12 protein-coding genes and 1 other RNA gene are annotated in these 13,048 nt (G+C 63.7%); 7 read left to right on the top strand and 6 right to left on the bottom strand.

The features are described 5' to 3' along the window. Positions 1 to 280: 280 nt before the first annotated feature. Positions 281 to 660: a transfer-messenger RNA gene (gene ssrA, locus DOM54_RS06535) on the bottom strand. Positions 661 to 736: 76 nt separating this feature from the next. Then, positions 737 to 1,216, bottom strand: a complete 480-nt coding sequence (smpB, locus tag DOM54_RS06540) for an SsrA-binding protein SmpB (protein WP_110597749.1) — start codon at positions 1,214 to 1,216, stop codon at positions 737 to 739. Positions 1,217 to 1,440: 224 nt separating this feature from the next. On the opposite strand from smpB, the gene DOM54_RS06545 reads away from it, so the two are divergent. Next, complete coding sequence (locus tag DOM54_RS06545; protein WP_110715561.1) at positions 1,441 to 1,875, top strand: type II toxin-antitoxin system RatA family toxin; 435 nt, start codon at positions 1,441 to 1,443, stop codon at positions 1,873 to 1,875. Between the two features lie 11 nt (positions 1,876 to 1,886). After that, positions 1,887 to 2,180: an RnfH family protein gene (locus tag DOM54_RS06550; protein ID WP_110715848.1), complete on the top strand. Its 294-nt coding sequence runs from the start codon at positions 1,887 to 1,889 to the stop codon at positions 2,178 to 2,180. A gap of 31 nt (positions 2,181 to 2,211) precedes the next feature. Here DOM54_RS06550 and DOM54_RS06555 read toward each other — a convergent pair whose 3' ends face one another. Continuing rightward, entirely contained in the window at positions 2,212 to 2,634 is a 423-nt protein-coding gene (locus tag DOM54_RS06555) for an outer membrane protein assembly factor BamE (RefSeq protein WP_110715562.1), read from the bottom strand. Positions 2,635 to 2,706: 72 nt separating this feature from the next. Here DOM54_RS06555 and fur point away from each other — a divergent pair, with 72 nt between their 5' ends. Next, on the top strand, positions 2,707 to 3,156 hold the full coding sequence (gene fur / locus DOM54_RS06560) for a ferric iron uptake transcriptional regulator (RefSeq protein ID WP_071230959.1): 450 nt from the start codon (positions 2,707 to 2,709) through the stop codon (positions 3,154 to 3,156). An 83-nt stretch (positions 3,157 to 3,239) separates the two neighbouring features. On the opposite strand, the gene recN is transcribed toward fur, so the two are convergent. Further along, the gene (gene recN / locus DOM54_RS06565) at positions 3,240 to 4,913 is read right to left on the bottom strand and encodes a DNA repair protein RecN (protein ID WP_110715563.1); all 1,674 of its coding nucleotides are present in this window, start codon (positions 4,911 to 4,913) and stop codon (positions 3,240 to 3,242) included. Between the two features lie 221 nt (positions 4,914 to 5,134). Between recN and grpE the strand changes: the two genes are divergently transcribed. From grpE to DOM54_RS06585, 4 genes are all read left to right on the top strand, one after another. Continuing rightward, positions 5,135 to 5,767, top strand: coding sequence for a nucleotide exchange factor GrpE (gene grpE / locus DOM54_RS06570; RefSeq protein ID WP_110715564.1), 633 nt, complete (start codon positions 5,135 to 5,137; stop codon positions 5,765 to 5,767). A 153-nt stretch (positions 5,768 to 5,920) separates the two neighbouring features. Next, positions 5,921 to 7,861 (top strand): molecular chaperone DnaK, encoded by a 1,941-nt coding sequence (dnaK, locus tag DOM54_RS06575; RefSeq protein WP_110715565.1) that lies wholly within the window; start codon positions 5,921 to 5,923, stop codon positions 7,859 to 7,861. 98 nt (positions 7,862 to 7,959) lie between these two features. Further along, positions 7,960 to 9,105 (top strand): molecular chaperone DnaJ, encoded by a 1,146-nt coding sequence (dnaJ, locus tag DOM54_RS06580; RefSeq protein ID WP_110715566.1) that lies wholly within the window; start codon positions 7,960 to 7,962, stop codon positions 9,103 to 9,105. A 111-nt stretch (positions 9,106 to 9,216) separates the two neighbouring features. Next, entirely contained in the window at positions 9,217 to 9,840 is a 624-nt protein-coding gene (locus DOM54_RS06585; RefSeq protein ID WP_110715567.1) for a LysE family translocator, read from the top strand. Here DOM54_RS06585 and DOM54_RS06590 read toward each other — a convergent pair. Further along, positions 9,837 to 10,172 carry a formate dehydrogenase subunit delta gene (locus DOM54_RS06590; RefSeq protein ID WP_240613796.1) on the bottom strand — a complete coding sequence of 112 codons (336 nt, stop codon included), beginning with the start codon at positions 10,170 to 10,172 and terminating at the stop codon, positions 9,837 to 9,839. The genes DOM54_RS06585 and DOM54_RS06590 overlap by 4 nt on opposite strands. Continuing rightward, a complete protein-coding gene (fdhF, locus tag DOM54_RS06595) occupies positions 10,169 to 13,048 on the bottom strand; it encodes a formate dehydrogenase subunit alpha (RefSeq protein WP_110715568.1) in 2,880 nt (959 codons plus the stop codon). Before fdhF ends, DOM54_RS06590 begins: the two co-directional genes overlap by 4 nt.

Consider the following 13,048-nt stretch of genomic DNA (forward strand, 5'->3'; position numbering starts at 1 on the left):
CGAGCCCTGTTTCCTTCGCCCAACCAGTTTCCTAATCACACCTTTCGCTAGATGTGTAGATAAGTAATTGGTTATAAATTTTTTGGCATTCTCTGGTCACCAACTTCGCCCATTTCGGCCGATGAGGGTGCCGGAGAATATCCGGCTGGAGAGAGCGGATTCTGATGCTGGATACGTTGGGTGGCCATTCTGTGCAGTCTGAGACGGTTCCTGAAGCCCGAGCAGATACGCAGTCCCAGAAATGAAAAACCCCAACCGAGAAGGGTTGGGGTTTGGGTATTGGTGGAGGCGGGGGGAATTGAACCCCCGTCCGCCGGCACTCGCCCATCAGCTCTACATGCTTAGTTCCGTCTTTTGATTTAACTCAGTGCACTCCGACGGGCAGGATGGCACCTTGCGATCTCTCTAAGGTTTAACGAATGTCAGGAGAGCGCTGACATCCGCGGTCCCATCAGCTTTAGCTCGTATCCCCGCCGCGATGAATGGGCACATCGCTTTGGGGCCAGGCTAACAACTAGCAGTTTTTACGCTGCCAGTGCGCCTTGAGCGTAGTTTTCGTCGTTTGCGACTATTCAATTGCAACGTTGGATTTACGAGATACGTTACACTCTCGGCATGCACCTCAGGGATTGTCACCGGCGTCGAAGCCATGTCGCCCCCTTACAACTCGTACAGTCTAACAGATGGCGACGAGCCCACGCCATATCAAGTGCTGTCTCAAGTATTTAGCGTCGTTTCAGGCATGGTCCCTCATGACCCGGGCCTTCTCGCGGTTCCAGTCGCGCTCTTTCTCGGTGGCGCGCTTGTCGTGCAATTGCTTGCCGCGCACCAAGGCCAGCTCGCACTTGACCAGATTCTGCTTCCAGTAGAGCTTGAGCGGCACACAGGTGTGCCCCTTCTCCTGGGTTCTGGAGAATATTCTGGCGATCTCCTTGCGATGCAAGAGCAGCTTGCGCGTCCGGGTCGGGTCCGCAAGCACGTGAGTGCTGGCCGTGTTGAGCGGCATGATATGACTGCCCAGCAGCCACGCTTCGCCGTTCTTGACCAGAATGTAGGTGTCGGTCAACTGGGCCTTGCCTGCGCGAAGGCTCTTCACCTCCCAGCCAGCCAGTGAAAGGCCTGCCTCGAAGGTCTCGTCGATGTGATATTCGAACCGAGCCTTCTTGTTCTGGGCGATCGTGTTGCTGCTAGGCGCGTTGCCTTTTTTCTTACCCATGACACCTCTTTGCGGCGTTATCCGGTATGCCCCACTGCCGATGCATTCCATGACCTGCGGTCCGGCGCGCCGTGCGCTATGTTCATCACATCATGCGCCGCGAGGGTTCATGCGCAAGGCATCGTGTGAAGTCTAGTTATGAGGGCAGCCGTGATACCATTCAAGCCATTGAAAACGATGCCCCATGATACGCATGTCGTGGCGATAAATCAGTGGAGACCCCTATGCCCAGCGTGAATCGGTCCGCATTCGTTCGGCATACACCGGAACAGATGTTTGAGCTGGTCAATGATTTCGAGCGTTATCCCGAATTTCTGCCCGGATGTCGACGGGCCAGCATCGTCGAGCAGGGAGACGGCTATCTGATTGGTCGAATGACGTTGGCCAAGGGCGGCGTGGAGCAGAGCGTGACGACACGCAACGACCTCGAGCGGCCCCAGCGAATCGATCTGTCGCTCGTCGATGGCCCGTTCAAGCGGCTGAGCGGACAGTGGCATTTTCGCGCCATGGGAGAAGACGCCTGCAAGATCGAACTCGAGATGAGTTTCGAATTCAGCAATCGCCTGCTGGGCATGGCGTTCGGCCGACTGTTCCAACAGGTAGCGGGCCAGTTGGTCGACGCCTTCACGCGCCGCGCCGACCAGGTCTACGGACGCTAGCGGTTATGCCGATGGGTGCTATCGAAGTCGCCTTCGCCACGCCCGCCTACCAGGCAATCGTGCGCTTGACGCTCGAGCCCGGCATCAACGCCCGGCAGGCTGTCATGCTGGCGGAACTGCCGAGCCGACACCCGAGTTGGGCGGAGATCGATTTCACCCAGGCACCGTTGGGGATCTTCGGCGAGCGTCTGACCTCTCCGGAGACGTACCAGCCGATGGCTGGCGATCGCATCGAAGTCTACCGGCCACTGGAACTCGATCCCAAGCAGGCCCGGCGTGAACGGGTAGCCAACGCCTCGCGTTGAACTGCCCACCCGGCCGTGAGCTAGGCGGGGTCTAGATGCCGCTGGGGCCGATCTGCGGAACCGACGTGCCCTCGCCGGCGCCTTCTACGGCAGGTCCGGGCCCGCCGTCCTGATTCAGTTCGACATCCGAGTCCATGTCGCCGGATTTGGCGATGTCGACCAACTGGTCGTCCTGGAAAGTCAGTGTCAGGCGCTTTTCCACCGTACCGCCGTAAGCTTTGTCGAGATAGAAGACGTAATCCCACTGGTCCGATGAGAAGGGCGCTTCCATCAGCGGCGTGCCCATGATGTAGGCCACCTGCGAACGGCTCATGCCGGGATGAAGCTGGGACACCATGTCCTGGGTGATGAGGTTGCCTTGCGGGATGTCCCTTTTATAGACGCCGAAGTAGCTGCAGCCGGCGATGAGCGAGACTGCAATAAGGAGTACGACCGTTCTGATCAGATTTTGCATTTGAGTCCGTCTTTCACTATCGTTGCGTGGATTGATCATACCCGACACGAGACGCTACTGCGAAGAGCGACCATGGCCGACGAAAACCAAGAATTGCGTAAGGCGGGGCTGAAGGTCACTCTGCCGCGCGTCAAGATTCTGCAGATCCTCGAAGCGACTCGTATGGAAGAAGAGCTCCACATGAGTGCCGAGGACGTCTACAAGGCGCTGCTGGAGTCTGGAGAGGATGTCGGGTTGGCCACGGTCTATCGCGTATTGACCCAGTTCGAAGCGGCAGGGCTGGTCGTCCGGCACAACTTCGACGGCGGGCACGCGGTCTTCGAGATGTCCCAGGAAGAGCACCATGATCACATGGTGGACCTCGAATCCGGCGAGATCGTCGAGTTCTACGACGAGGAGATCGAGCGCCGGCAGCGGGAGATCGTCGAAGAGCACGGCTACGAGCTGGTCGAGCACGCGTTGGTACTCTACGTGCGCCCCCGTGGCTCAAAGGCCACGCGCCAGGATGGCATCAAGAAGTAAGCCCGCGCAGCGCCCGCTGGAGCGCGACAGAATACCAAGACGCCGACCCTCGGGTCGGCGTTTCTCGTCTGAAGGGCTTTCAATCAGTGGGCCGAACGCTGACTGGCCGCCAGCATCTCGCGCGCATGAGCCAGTGTGCGATTGGAAAGCTTGACGCCACCCAGCATCCTCGCCAGTTCGCGTACTCGCCCGGCTTCGTCCAGTTGAGACATCAGCGTGCGGGTCGCATCGTCGCTGGAGTGCTTCTCGATATGCAGGTGCTGATGCGCCTGCGCGGCCACTTGCGGCAGGTGGGTCACGGTCATGACCTGGGCATTGCTGCCCAGCCGGCGCAGCAGTTGCCCGACGATCTCGGCGGTAGCGCCGGAAATGCCGACGTCGACCTCGTCGAAGACCAGCGTCGCCAGGGTGCTGTGGCTGGCGGCAACGACCTGAATCGCCAGGCTGACGCGAGAGAGTTCGCCGCCCGAGGCGACCTTGGCCAGCGGCCGGGTCGGTTGGCCCGGGTTGGCGCTGATCTGCAGGCTGACCCGGTCCAGGCCGTGGGGCTGGGGCGTCTCCAGCGGCGAGACATCGACGGCGAAGCGCGCCTTGTCCATTCCCAAAAACGCCAGCTGCTCCTGAACCTGGCGGGCGAAGACCTTGGCGGTGCGCTGTCGCGTTTCGCTGATCTCCCTGGCGCTGTTGCGGTATTGCTGGCGTAGGTCGTCGAGCCGGGCCCTCAGCGTCTCGAGGTCATTGTCACCGCCGTCGAGCGCTTCCAGCTCTTCCCGCAGCCGGCGATGCAGCCCACTCAACTCCTCCGGCATGACGTGATGCTTGCGCGCGATACGGTGAATCTCGCCGAGGCGTTCCTCGACCCAGGCCAGCCGCTGCGGATCGAGCTCCGTCGACTCGACGAAATGGTGCAGTTCACGGGCCGCTTCCTCGATCTGGATCTGGGCATCGTTGAGCATGCCCAGTGCCTCCGACAGCGCACCGCGGTCGCTGCCCGGCACCCTGGACAGCCGCTGGGTCGCCTGTGACAGCAGCGTCGACGCGCCATGTTCGTCGTGGTCGCAGCTGTCCGCCGCGAACTGTGCCTCGCGCAGGCTCTCCTCGAGGTGAGCCAGGGTCTCCTGCTCCTGTTCCAGGCCGGCGAGTTCGTCGGCCTGGAGATCGAGTTGATCCAGCTCCTCGACCTGATAGCGCAGCAACTGGCGCTTGGCTTGGCGCTCCTCGTCATTCTCGCTGCGTTGGCGATACTGCCGACGCAATGCATGCCACTGCCGATGAAGATCGCCAAGCTCGGCGACTGCCTTGTGATGACCGGCGGCGTCGTCGAGCAGGCGACGGTGGGTATCCTCGTTGAGCAGCGCTTGGTGCGCATGCTGGCTGTGCACGTCGATCAGGCACTCGCCCAGTTCACGCAGGTCGGCGATGGTGCAGGGCTGGCCGTTGATCCACGCCTTGGAGCGTCCGTTGGCGGTGACGACGCGGCGAAGCAGACAGTCGTCCGTCGCCAGTTCGCGGGCGGCCAGCCACGCCCTGGCGTCTTCTCGCTCGGCGATGTCGAAGCGCGCGCTCAGATCGGCGCGGTCGGCGCCGTGGCGCACGCCGCCGGCATCGGCCCGCTCTCCCAGGCAGAGGCCCAGCGCGCCGAGCAGGATCGACTTGCCGGCTCCGGTCTCGCCGGTGATGGCGGTCATGCCGGCCTGAAACTCCAGGTCCAGCGTGTCGACGATAGCGAAGTCACGAATGGCGAGTTGGATCAGCATGCGGCCTCCTGCGGGGCGATGGCGGCGATACGGTCAGCGGGCGGTGGATGATCGGTCATTCAGGTTTCTGGTTGTTTATACAGTAGTCGAAAATGGCCTTCAACGGCTGTCGTGATGGTGTGGTGACGAAACGCTTGAGATCTGAATCGATAGCCCCATATAGGCAGACAACTTCCGACGCTTGTCGAATCGCTGTCACAACACCTTGCCAGGAGAGATTCATGGCTAGAGATCCGCAGAACCCCGTAGACGAAGAACTCGAGCGCGCCGAACGCGACGGCGAGCCCCAGCACCAGTCCACCAACGAGACGTTGGACGGCGATCTGGAGCAGTTCGCGGAGTCGCTCGAACACGAGGCGGATGACCTCGAGGGGGAGGCCAACCCCGAGGCCGAGGTTCTGGCCGCCCGAGTCGAGGAGCTCGAGCAGGCGCTGGCGGATGCCAAGGATCAGTCGATGCGCGCCGCTGCCGAGGCGCAGAACGCGCGTCGTCGCGCCGAGCAGGACGCCGACAAGGCGAAGAAGTTCGCGCTCGAGAAGTTCGTCAAGGAGCTGCTGCCGGTGGTCGACAGCCTGGAGAAGGGGCTGGAGAGCATGCAGGAGGTCGACGAGACCCACCGCGAAGGTGTCTCGATGACGCTCCGCATGCAGCTCGACGTACTGGGCAAGTTCGGTGTCGAGCAGCTCGATCCGCAGGGTGAGCCGTTCGATCCGCAGTTCCACGAAGCCATGACCATGGTTCCCAATCCGGAACTGGAACCCAATACCGTGATGGACGTCATGCAGAAGGGCTACACCCTCAACGGCCGGCTGATTCGGCCGGCGATGGTCGTGGTCAGCAAGGCGGCGGGGTAGAGGGCCGGGCGCCGCGGCCGGGCCGATACTGCAACTGAGTGTCGGTGGGGACTTGAAAGGCGCCGGCCAGCCCCCACATAGCAAGCAATCGCGCAGCAAGCGCCGTCATCCAAACGAATTGAGTCGTCAACGAATAGTTAGAGGTGAGGAATTATGGGACGCATCATTGGCATCGACCTGGGTACGACCAACTCCTGTGTCGCCGTACTCGATGGTGACAAGACTCGTGTGATCGAGAACGCCGAAGGTGGCCGCACGACGCCTTCCATCATCGCGTATACCGATGACGGCGAAACACTGGTCGGTCAGGCGGCCAAGCGTCAGGCGGTCACCAACCCGACCAACACGCTCTACGCCATCAAGCGTCTGGTCGGCCGCAAGTTCAAGGACGATGTCGTCCAGAAAGACATCAAGATGGTGCCTTACGAGATCGTCGAAGCCGACAACGGCGACGCCTGGGTCAAGGTCAACGACAACAAGTTGGCTCCGCCGCAGGTCAGCGCCGAAGTGCTGAAAAAGATGAAGAAGACCGCCGAGGACTATCTCGGTGAAGAAGTCACCGAAGCGGTCATCACCGTGCCGGCCTACTTCAACGACTCCCAGCGTCAGGCGACCAAGGATGCCGGTCGCATCGCCGGTCTCGAGGTCAAGCGCATCATCAACGAGCCGACCGCGGCCGCGCTGGCCTACGGCATGGACCGCTCCACCGGCGACCGCACCATCGCGGTCTATGACCTGGGTGGCGGGACCTTCGACATCTCGATCATCGAAGTGGCCGACGTCGATGGCGAGAAGCAGTTCGAGGTGCTGGCGACCAACGGTGATACCTTCCTGGGTGGCGAGGACTTCGACCTCAAGCTGATCGACTATCTCGTCCAGCAGTTCAAGAGCGACTCCGGCATCGATCTGTCCGGCGACAGCCTTGCCATGCAGCGTCTGAAGGAAGCTGCCGAGAAGGCCAAGATCGAGCTCTCCTCTGCCCAGCAGACCGAAGTCAACCTGCCCTACATCACGGCAGACAACACCGGTCCCAAGCACCTGGCGATCAAGGTCACTCGCGCCAAGCTGGAATCACTGGTCGAGGATCTGGTCCAGCGTTCGCTCGGGCCGTGCAAGACTGCGATGGAAGACGCCGGTCTCTCCAACAGCGAGATTCACGACGTGATCCTGGTCGGTGGCCAGACCCGCATGCCGATGGTGCAGCAGAAGGTCGCCGAGTTCTTCGGCAAGGAAGCGCGCAAGGACGTCAATCCGGACGAAGCCGTGGCCATGGGCGCCGCGATCCAGGGTGGCGTACTCGGCGGTGACGTCAAGGACGTGCTGCTGCTCGACGTCACGCCGTTGACGCTGGGTATCGAGACGTTGGGTGGCGTGATGACCCCGCTGATCGAGAAGAACACCACGATCCCGACCAAGAAGACCCAGACCTTCTCCACTGCGGAAGACAACCAGACGGCGGTGACCATTCACGCGCTGCAGGGTGAGCGCAAGCAGGCTGGCCAGAACAAGTCGCTGGGCCGTTTCGACCTTGCCGACATTCCGCCGGCGCCGCGTGGTGTGCCGCAGATCGAGGTTGCCTTCGATCTCGACGCCAACGGTATTCTCAACATCACGGCCAAGGACAAGGCGACCGGCAAGGAACAGTCGATCGTGATCAAGTCCTCCAGCGGTCTCTCCGACGAGGAGATCGACCAGATGGTCAAGGATGCCGAGGCCCACGAAGCCGAGGACAAGAAGTTCGAGGAACTGGTCCAACTGCGCAACCAGGCCGACGGCATGATCCACGCCTCGCGCAAGACGCTGGAAGAGGCTGGCGACAAGGTCGACGCCGACGAAAAGAGCAAGATCGAGACCGCCATCGGCGAGCTCGAGGAAGCGCTCAAGGGCGACGACAAGGATGCCATCCAGGCCAAGCTCGACGCGCTCACCGAAGCGTCCGGCAACCTGGCGCAGAAGATGTATGCCGAGCAGGGTGAAGGTGCCGGCGCGCAGGCCGAGCAGCCGAGCGACGACACCCAGGCCAGCGGCAAGAAAGAGGATGACGTGGTTGACGCCGAGTTCGAAGAAGTCAACGACGATCAGAAAAAGCAATAACCACGACGTCTGACGCCGTGTGATCGGCAGTAGCGCGGGAGCCAGGACGACTCCCGCGTTGCTGTTTGCACGGCACCGACACGGAGGCGGACTCAGTAATGTCCCAACGTGACTACTACGAAGTATTGGGCGTCGACAAGGGCGCCGACGGCAAGGACATCAAGAAAGCCTATCGTCGGCTGGCGCAGAAGTACCATCCGGATCGCAATCCGGAAGATCAGCAGGCAGCGGAGAAATTCCGAGAGGTTTCCGATGCCTACGAAGTGCTCTCCGACGATCAGAAGCGCGCGGCCTACGACCAGTTCGGTCATGCCGGCGTCGACGGCCAGGCCGGCGGATTTGGCGGCGGCGGTTTCGGCGGCGCCGGAGCCGGTGGCTTCAGCGATATCTTCGGTGATGTCTTCGGCGACATCTTCGGGGGCGGCGGCGGCCGCCGCAATCCCAATGCGCCGCAACGCGGCAGCGACCTGCGCTACAACCTCGAGCTCGACCTCGAGAACGCTGTGTTCGGCACCACCGTCGACATTCGCGTGCCGCGTCACGTCGAGTGCGGGCACTGCGACGGCAATGGCGCCGAGCCGGGGTCGAGCAAGGAGACCTGCCCGACCTGCCACGGCCAGGGTCAGGTGCGGATGCAGCAGGGTTTCTTTGCCGTCCAGCAGACCTGTCCGACCTGTCACGGCAGCGGCCAGAGCATCAAGGTGCCTTGCCGCAAGTGTCATGGCGAAGGCCGCGTCCGCGAGACCCGCACGCTATCGGTGAAGATCCCGGCCGGAGTGGATACCGGCGATCGCATCCGGCTCAATGCCGAAGGCGAATCCGGGCTCAACGGCGGCCCCGCGGGGGATCTCTACGTCCAGGTCGAGATCAAGCCGCACCCGATCTTCGAGCGCGACGGCCGGCATCTGCACTGCGAAGTGCCGATCAACTTCGTCGATGCGGCGCTGGGTGGCGAGCTCGAGGTGCCGACGCTGGAGGGCCGCGTCAAGCTCAAGATCCCGCCCGAGACCCAAACCGGCAAGCTGTTCCGGCTGCGCGGCAAGGGCGTCAAGCCCGTGCGCGGCGGCCCGGCCGGCGATCTGCTGTGCAAGGTGGTGACCGAAACCCCGGTCAACCTCAACGAAGAGCAGAAAGATCTGCTGCGCAAGTTCCAGGACAGCCTGGGCAGCGCCAGCCGACACTCGCCCAAGAAAGAGGGCTGGTTCGATGGCGTGAAGCGTTTCTTCGAGGACATGAAGCCCTGACATCGTCGCCGTTCAGTTGACAAAGCCCCGCCCGGGTTCGCCTGAGCGGGGCTGTGTCTTTGTGATGGTGCGCGCTACAGTCGAAGGTCTCGCTCTGGAGATGTCATCATCATGGATCTGCTGACCTTCGCCCTGGCCGCTTTGGGCTTCGCCTACTTGCCCGGTCCGGCCATGCTCTATACCGCCGCGCAGACCCTGGGGCGCGGCAAGCGAGCCGGCTGGTTCGCGGTACTGGGCGTGCATCTTGGCTGCTACGTGCATGTGGTGGCAGCGACGCTGGGGCTGGCGGCGCTGTTCGCGGCGGTGCCCCCGGCCTATGTGGCGATGAAAGTGATCGGCGGGGTGTATCTGCTCTGGGCGGGCGTGCGACTGTGGCGTCAGGGCCTGGGGGGCGAGGCGCCGCCGCTTGGATCACGTGCCTCCGCACGGCGAGTGCTGCGCGACAGCTTCCTGGTCGAGGTGCTCAACCCCAAGACCGCGCTGTTCTTCGTCGCCTTCCTGCCGCAGTTCGTGCAGCCCCAGGCCGATCTCGCCATGACCTGGCAACTGCTCGGCCTGGGCGTGGCCACCAACCTGATCTTCTCCTCCGCCGACGTGGTCACGGTACTGCTGGCCGCACCGCTGCGGCGCTGGTTCACCGCCGGCAGTAGCCGAGGCTCGCGCTGGCTGCAGCGCCTCGGCGGTGGTGTGCTGGGCGGGCTGGGCGTCAATACCCTGGTCCATGCCAGCCGCTAGCCCGCGTCGGAGGTCTCTTCCCAGTCCTTGACGGTCGACGACATGGTCTTCAGCTGGGCGATCGCGAGACGCGATACCGGGCTCAACTCGCTGCCATCCGCGTCGGCGTAGGCGATGATGTCGCGCTTCATGGGGCGTGCCCAGAACTTCTTGAGGTGCGTGGCGACCCGTTCGGCCGCCTGGGTGTCATCACCATGGTGCAGATTGTTGGCGCTGATCTGGTTGACCATCTTGATCAGCGGCGCGGTGGGTCCGCCATGGCTCGAATCATTCATGCTCGAATCGCTCATCTCGCGCTCCCTGGCACCGGAAGAGTGGCCGGCAGCGCTCATTTGAGCGCCACCTCTGCGGATTCCAGATAACGCTGCTGGCGTTCGTCGAAACGCTGGAAATGCTGCTGCCAGGACGAAGGCTGAGAGACCTTCTCCACCTGCACCGCCGTCACCTTGTACTCCGGGCAGTTGGTGGCCCAGTCGGAGTTGTCGGTGGTGATCACGTTGGCCCCGCTGCCGGGATGGTGGAAGGTGGTGTAGACCACCCCCGGCGCCATGCGATCGCTGACCCGGCAGCGCAGCACCGTGCGTCCGACACGGCTGCTGATGCCCAGCCAGTCGCCGTCGTACAGGCCACGGACCTCGGCATCCGAGGGATGAATCTCCAGTACGTCCTCGGCGTGCCAGGCGCTGTTGGCAGTGCGCCGGGTCTGGGCCCCCACGTTGTACTGGCTGAGAATGCGGCCGGTGGTCAGCAGCAGCGGGTAGCGTCGGCTGGCGCGCTCCTCGGTGGCGACGTACTCGGTGATCGCGAAGTTGCCCTTGCCGATGGGGAAGTCCAGCGCATGCATGGTCGGCGTGCCGTCGGGGAAGGCGTCGTTGCACGGCCACTGGATGCTGCCGAGTTTTTCCAGCTTGGCGTAGCTGACCCCGGTGAAGGTCGGCGTGAGGCTGGCGATCTCGTCCATGATCTCGGACGGATGGGTATAGTGCATCGGATAGCCCAGGGCGTTGGCCAGGTCCTGGGTGACCTCCCAGTCCTCCTTGCCGGCCACCGGCGGCATCACCCGGCGCACCCGGTTGATACGCCGCTCGGCGTTGGTGAAGGTGCCGTTCTTCTCGAGGAAGGTGGCCCCCGGCAGCAGCACGTGGGCGTACTTGGCGGTCTCGTTGAGGAAGATGTCCTGCACGATCAGGCAGTCCAGCGCGCGCAGGGCCGACTCCACGTGCTGGGTGTTGGGGTCCGACTGGGCGATATCCTCGCCCTGCACGTAGAGCGCCTTGAAGGTGCCGGCGATCGCAGCGTCGAACATGTTGGGGATGCGCAGCCCCGGCTCGTCGTCCAGCGGGGTGTGCCAGACCGCCTCGAACTTCTCGCGCACCGCCGGGTCGGCGACGTGCTGGTAGCCGGGCAGCTCATGCGGGAAGGAGCCCATGTCGCAGGAGCCCTGGACGTTGTTCTGACCGCGCAGCGGGTTGACGCCGACCCCTTCGCGGCCGATGTTGCCGGTGGCCATGGCGAGGTTGGCGATGCCCATCACCATGGTCGAGCCCTGGCTGTGCTCGGTCACGCCGAGACCGTAGTAGATCGCCCCGTTGCCGGCGGTGGCATAGGCGCGAGCGGCTTCGCGGACCGTGGCCGCCGGCACGCCGGTCTCGGCTTCCAGCGCCTCGGGGGCATTGCGCGGCTCGCTGATGAAGGCGCGCCACTGCTGGTAGGCGTCGCCTTCGCAGCGTCGTGCGATGAAGTCGTGATCCTCCAGCCCCTCGGTGACCACCACGTGGGCCAGGGCATTGACCAGCGCCACGTTGGTGCCGGGCTTGAGCGGCAGGTGCAGGCTCTTGCCGCCGTGGGGTGTCTTGAGCAGGTCGATCCGCCGCGGGTCGGCGACGATCAGGGTCGCCCCCTGACGCAGGCGGCGCTTCATCTGCGAGGCGAACACCGGGTGGGCGTCGGTGGGGTTGGCGCCGATCACCAGGATGGTGTCGGCCTTCATCACCGAATCGAAGGTCTGGGTACCGGCGGATTCGCCCAGAGTGGTCTTCAGCCCGTAGCCGGTGGGCGAGTGGCACACCCGCGCACAGGTATCGGTGTTGTTGTTGCCGAAGGCGGCGCGGATCAGCTTCTGCACCAGATAAGTCTCCTCGTTGGTGCAGCGCGAGGAGGTGATGCCGCCGACGCTTTCGCGCCCGTACTGGGTCTGGATCTCGCGCAGACGCCGGGCGGCGAAGCCGAGCGCCTCTTCCCACGAGACCGCACGCCACGGCTGATCGATCGAGTCGCGGATCATCGGCTCCTTGATGCGATCCTTGTGGGTGGCGTAGCCGAAGGCGAAGCGCCCCTTGACGCAGGAGTGGCCGTGGTTCGCGTCGCCGCCCTTGTAGGGCACCATGCGCACCAGCTGGTCGCCCTTCATCTGCGCCTCGAACGAGCAGCCGACGCCGCAGTAGGCGCAGGTGGTGACCACGCTGTGCTCGGGCACGCCCTGCTCGATCACGCTCTTTTCCATCAGCGTCGAGGTGGGGCAGGCCTGCACGCAGGCGCCGCAGGAGACGCACTCGGAGTCCATGAACGGCTCGTTCTGCCCGGCGGCGACCTTGGAGTCGAAGCCGCGCCCCTCGATGGTCAGGGCGAAGGTGCCCTGGACCTCGTTGCAGGCGCGCACGCAGCGCGAGCAGACGATGCACTTGCTGGGGTCGAAGCTGAAGTAGGGGTTGGAGGCGTCGGTCTCGGCGTCGAGATGGTTGGCCCCCTCGAAGCCGTAGCGCACCTCGCGCAGGCCCACCGCGCCGGCCATGTCCTGCAGCTCGCAGTCACCGTTGGCGGGGCAGGTCAGACAGTCCAGCGGGTGATCGGAGATATAGAGCTCCATCACGTTGCGCCGCAGCTTGGCCAGCCGGGCGTTCTGGGTGGTGACTGCCATGCCCTCGCTGACCGGCGTGGTGCAGGAGGCCGGCAGACCGCGGCGGCCCTCGATCTCCACCGCGCACAGGCGGCACGAGCCGAACGCTTCGAGGTTGTCCGAGGCGCACAGCTTGGGAATGGTGATGCCGGCGAGCGCCGCGGCGCGCAGCACCGAGGTGCCTTCGGGCACGCTGATGCTGTGGCCGTCGATGGTCAGTGCCACCTGGGTCTCGGAGAAACGCGCCGGGGTACCCAGGTCGCGGGCGAACTGGGCGGCGTGGGATGCGTCGGGTTCGAAATATTGCAACAT

Source organism: Salinicola acroporae, from assembly GCF_003206615.1.
Classification (GTDB): domain Bacteria; phylum Pseudomonadota; class Gammaproteobacteria; order Pseudomonadales; family Halomonadaceae; genus Salinicola; species Salinicola acroporae.

Bases quoted from the DNA above. Each gene is read 5' to 3' on its own strand.
- DOM54_RS06545 (WP_110715561.1), top strand. From the start codon at position 1,441: ATGCCCAGCGTGAATCGGTCCGCATTCGTTCGGCATACACCGGAACAG.
- dnaJ (WP_110715566.1), top strand. From the start codon at position 7,960: ATGTCCCAACGTGACTACTACGAAGTATTGGGCGTCGACAAGGGCGCC.
- grpE (WP_110715564.1), top strand. From the start codon at position 5,135: ATGGCTAGAGATCCGCAGAACCCCGTAGACGAAGAACTCGAGCGCGCC.
- dnaK (WP_110715565.1), top strand. From the start codon at position 5,921: ATGGGACGCATCATTGGCATCGACCTGGGTACGACCAACTCCTGTGTC.
- fur (WP_071230959.1), top strand. From the start codon at position 2,707: ATGGCCGACGAAAACCAAGAATTGCGTAAGGCGGGGCTGAAGGTCACT.
- smpB (WP_110597749.1), bottom strand. From the start codon at position 1,216: ATGGGTAAGAAAAAAGGCAACGCGCCTAGCAGCAACACGATCGCCCAG.
- DOM54_RS06590 (WP_240613796.1), bottom strand. From the start codon at position 10,172: ATGAGCGCTGCCGGCCACTCTTCCGGTGCCAGGGAGCGCGAGATGAGC.
- recN (WP_110715563.1), bottom strand. From the start codon at position 4,913: ATGCTGATCCAACTCGCCATTCGTGACTTCGCTATCGTCGACACGCTG.
- DOM54_RS06550 (WP_110715848.1), top strand. From the start codon at position 1,887: ATGGGTGCTATCGAAGTCGCCTTCGCCACGCCCGCCTACCAGGCAATC.
- fdhF (WP_110715568.1), bottom strand. From the start codon at position 13,048: ATGTTGCAATATTTCGAACCCGACGCATCCCACGCCGCCCAGTTCGCC.
- DOM54_RS06555 (WP_110715562.1), bottom strand. From the start codon at position 2,634: ATGCAAAATCTGATCAGAACGGTCGTACTCCTTATTGCAGTCTCGCTC.
- DOM54_RS06585 (WP_110715567.1), top strand. From the start codon at position 9,217: ATGGATCTGCTGACCTTCGCCCTGGCCGCTTTGGGCTTCGCCTACTTG.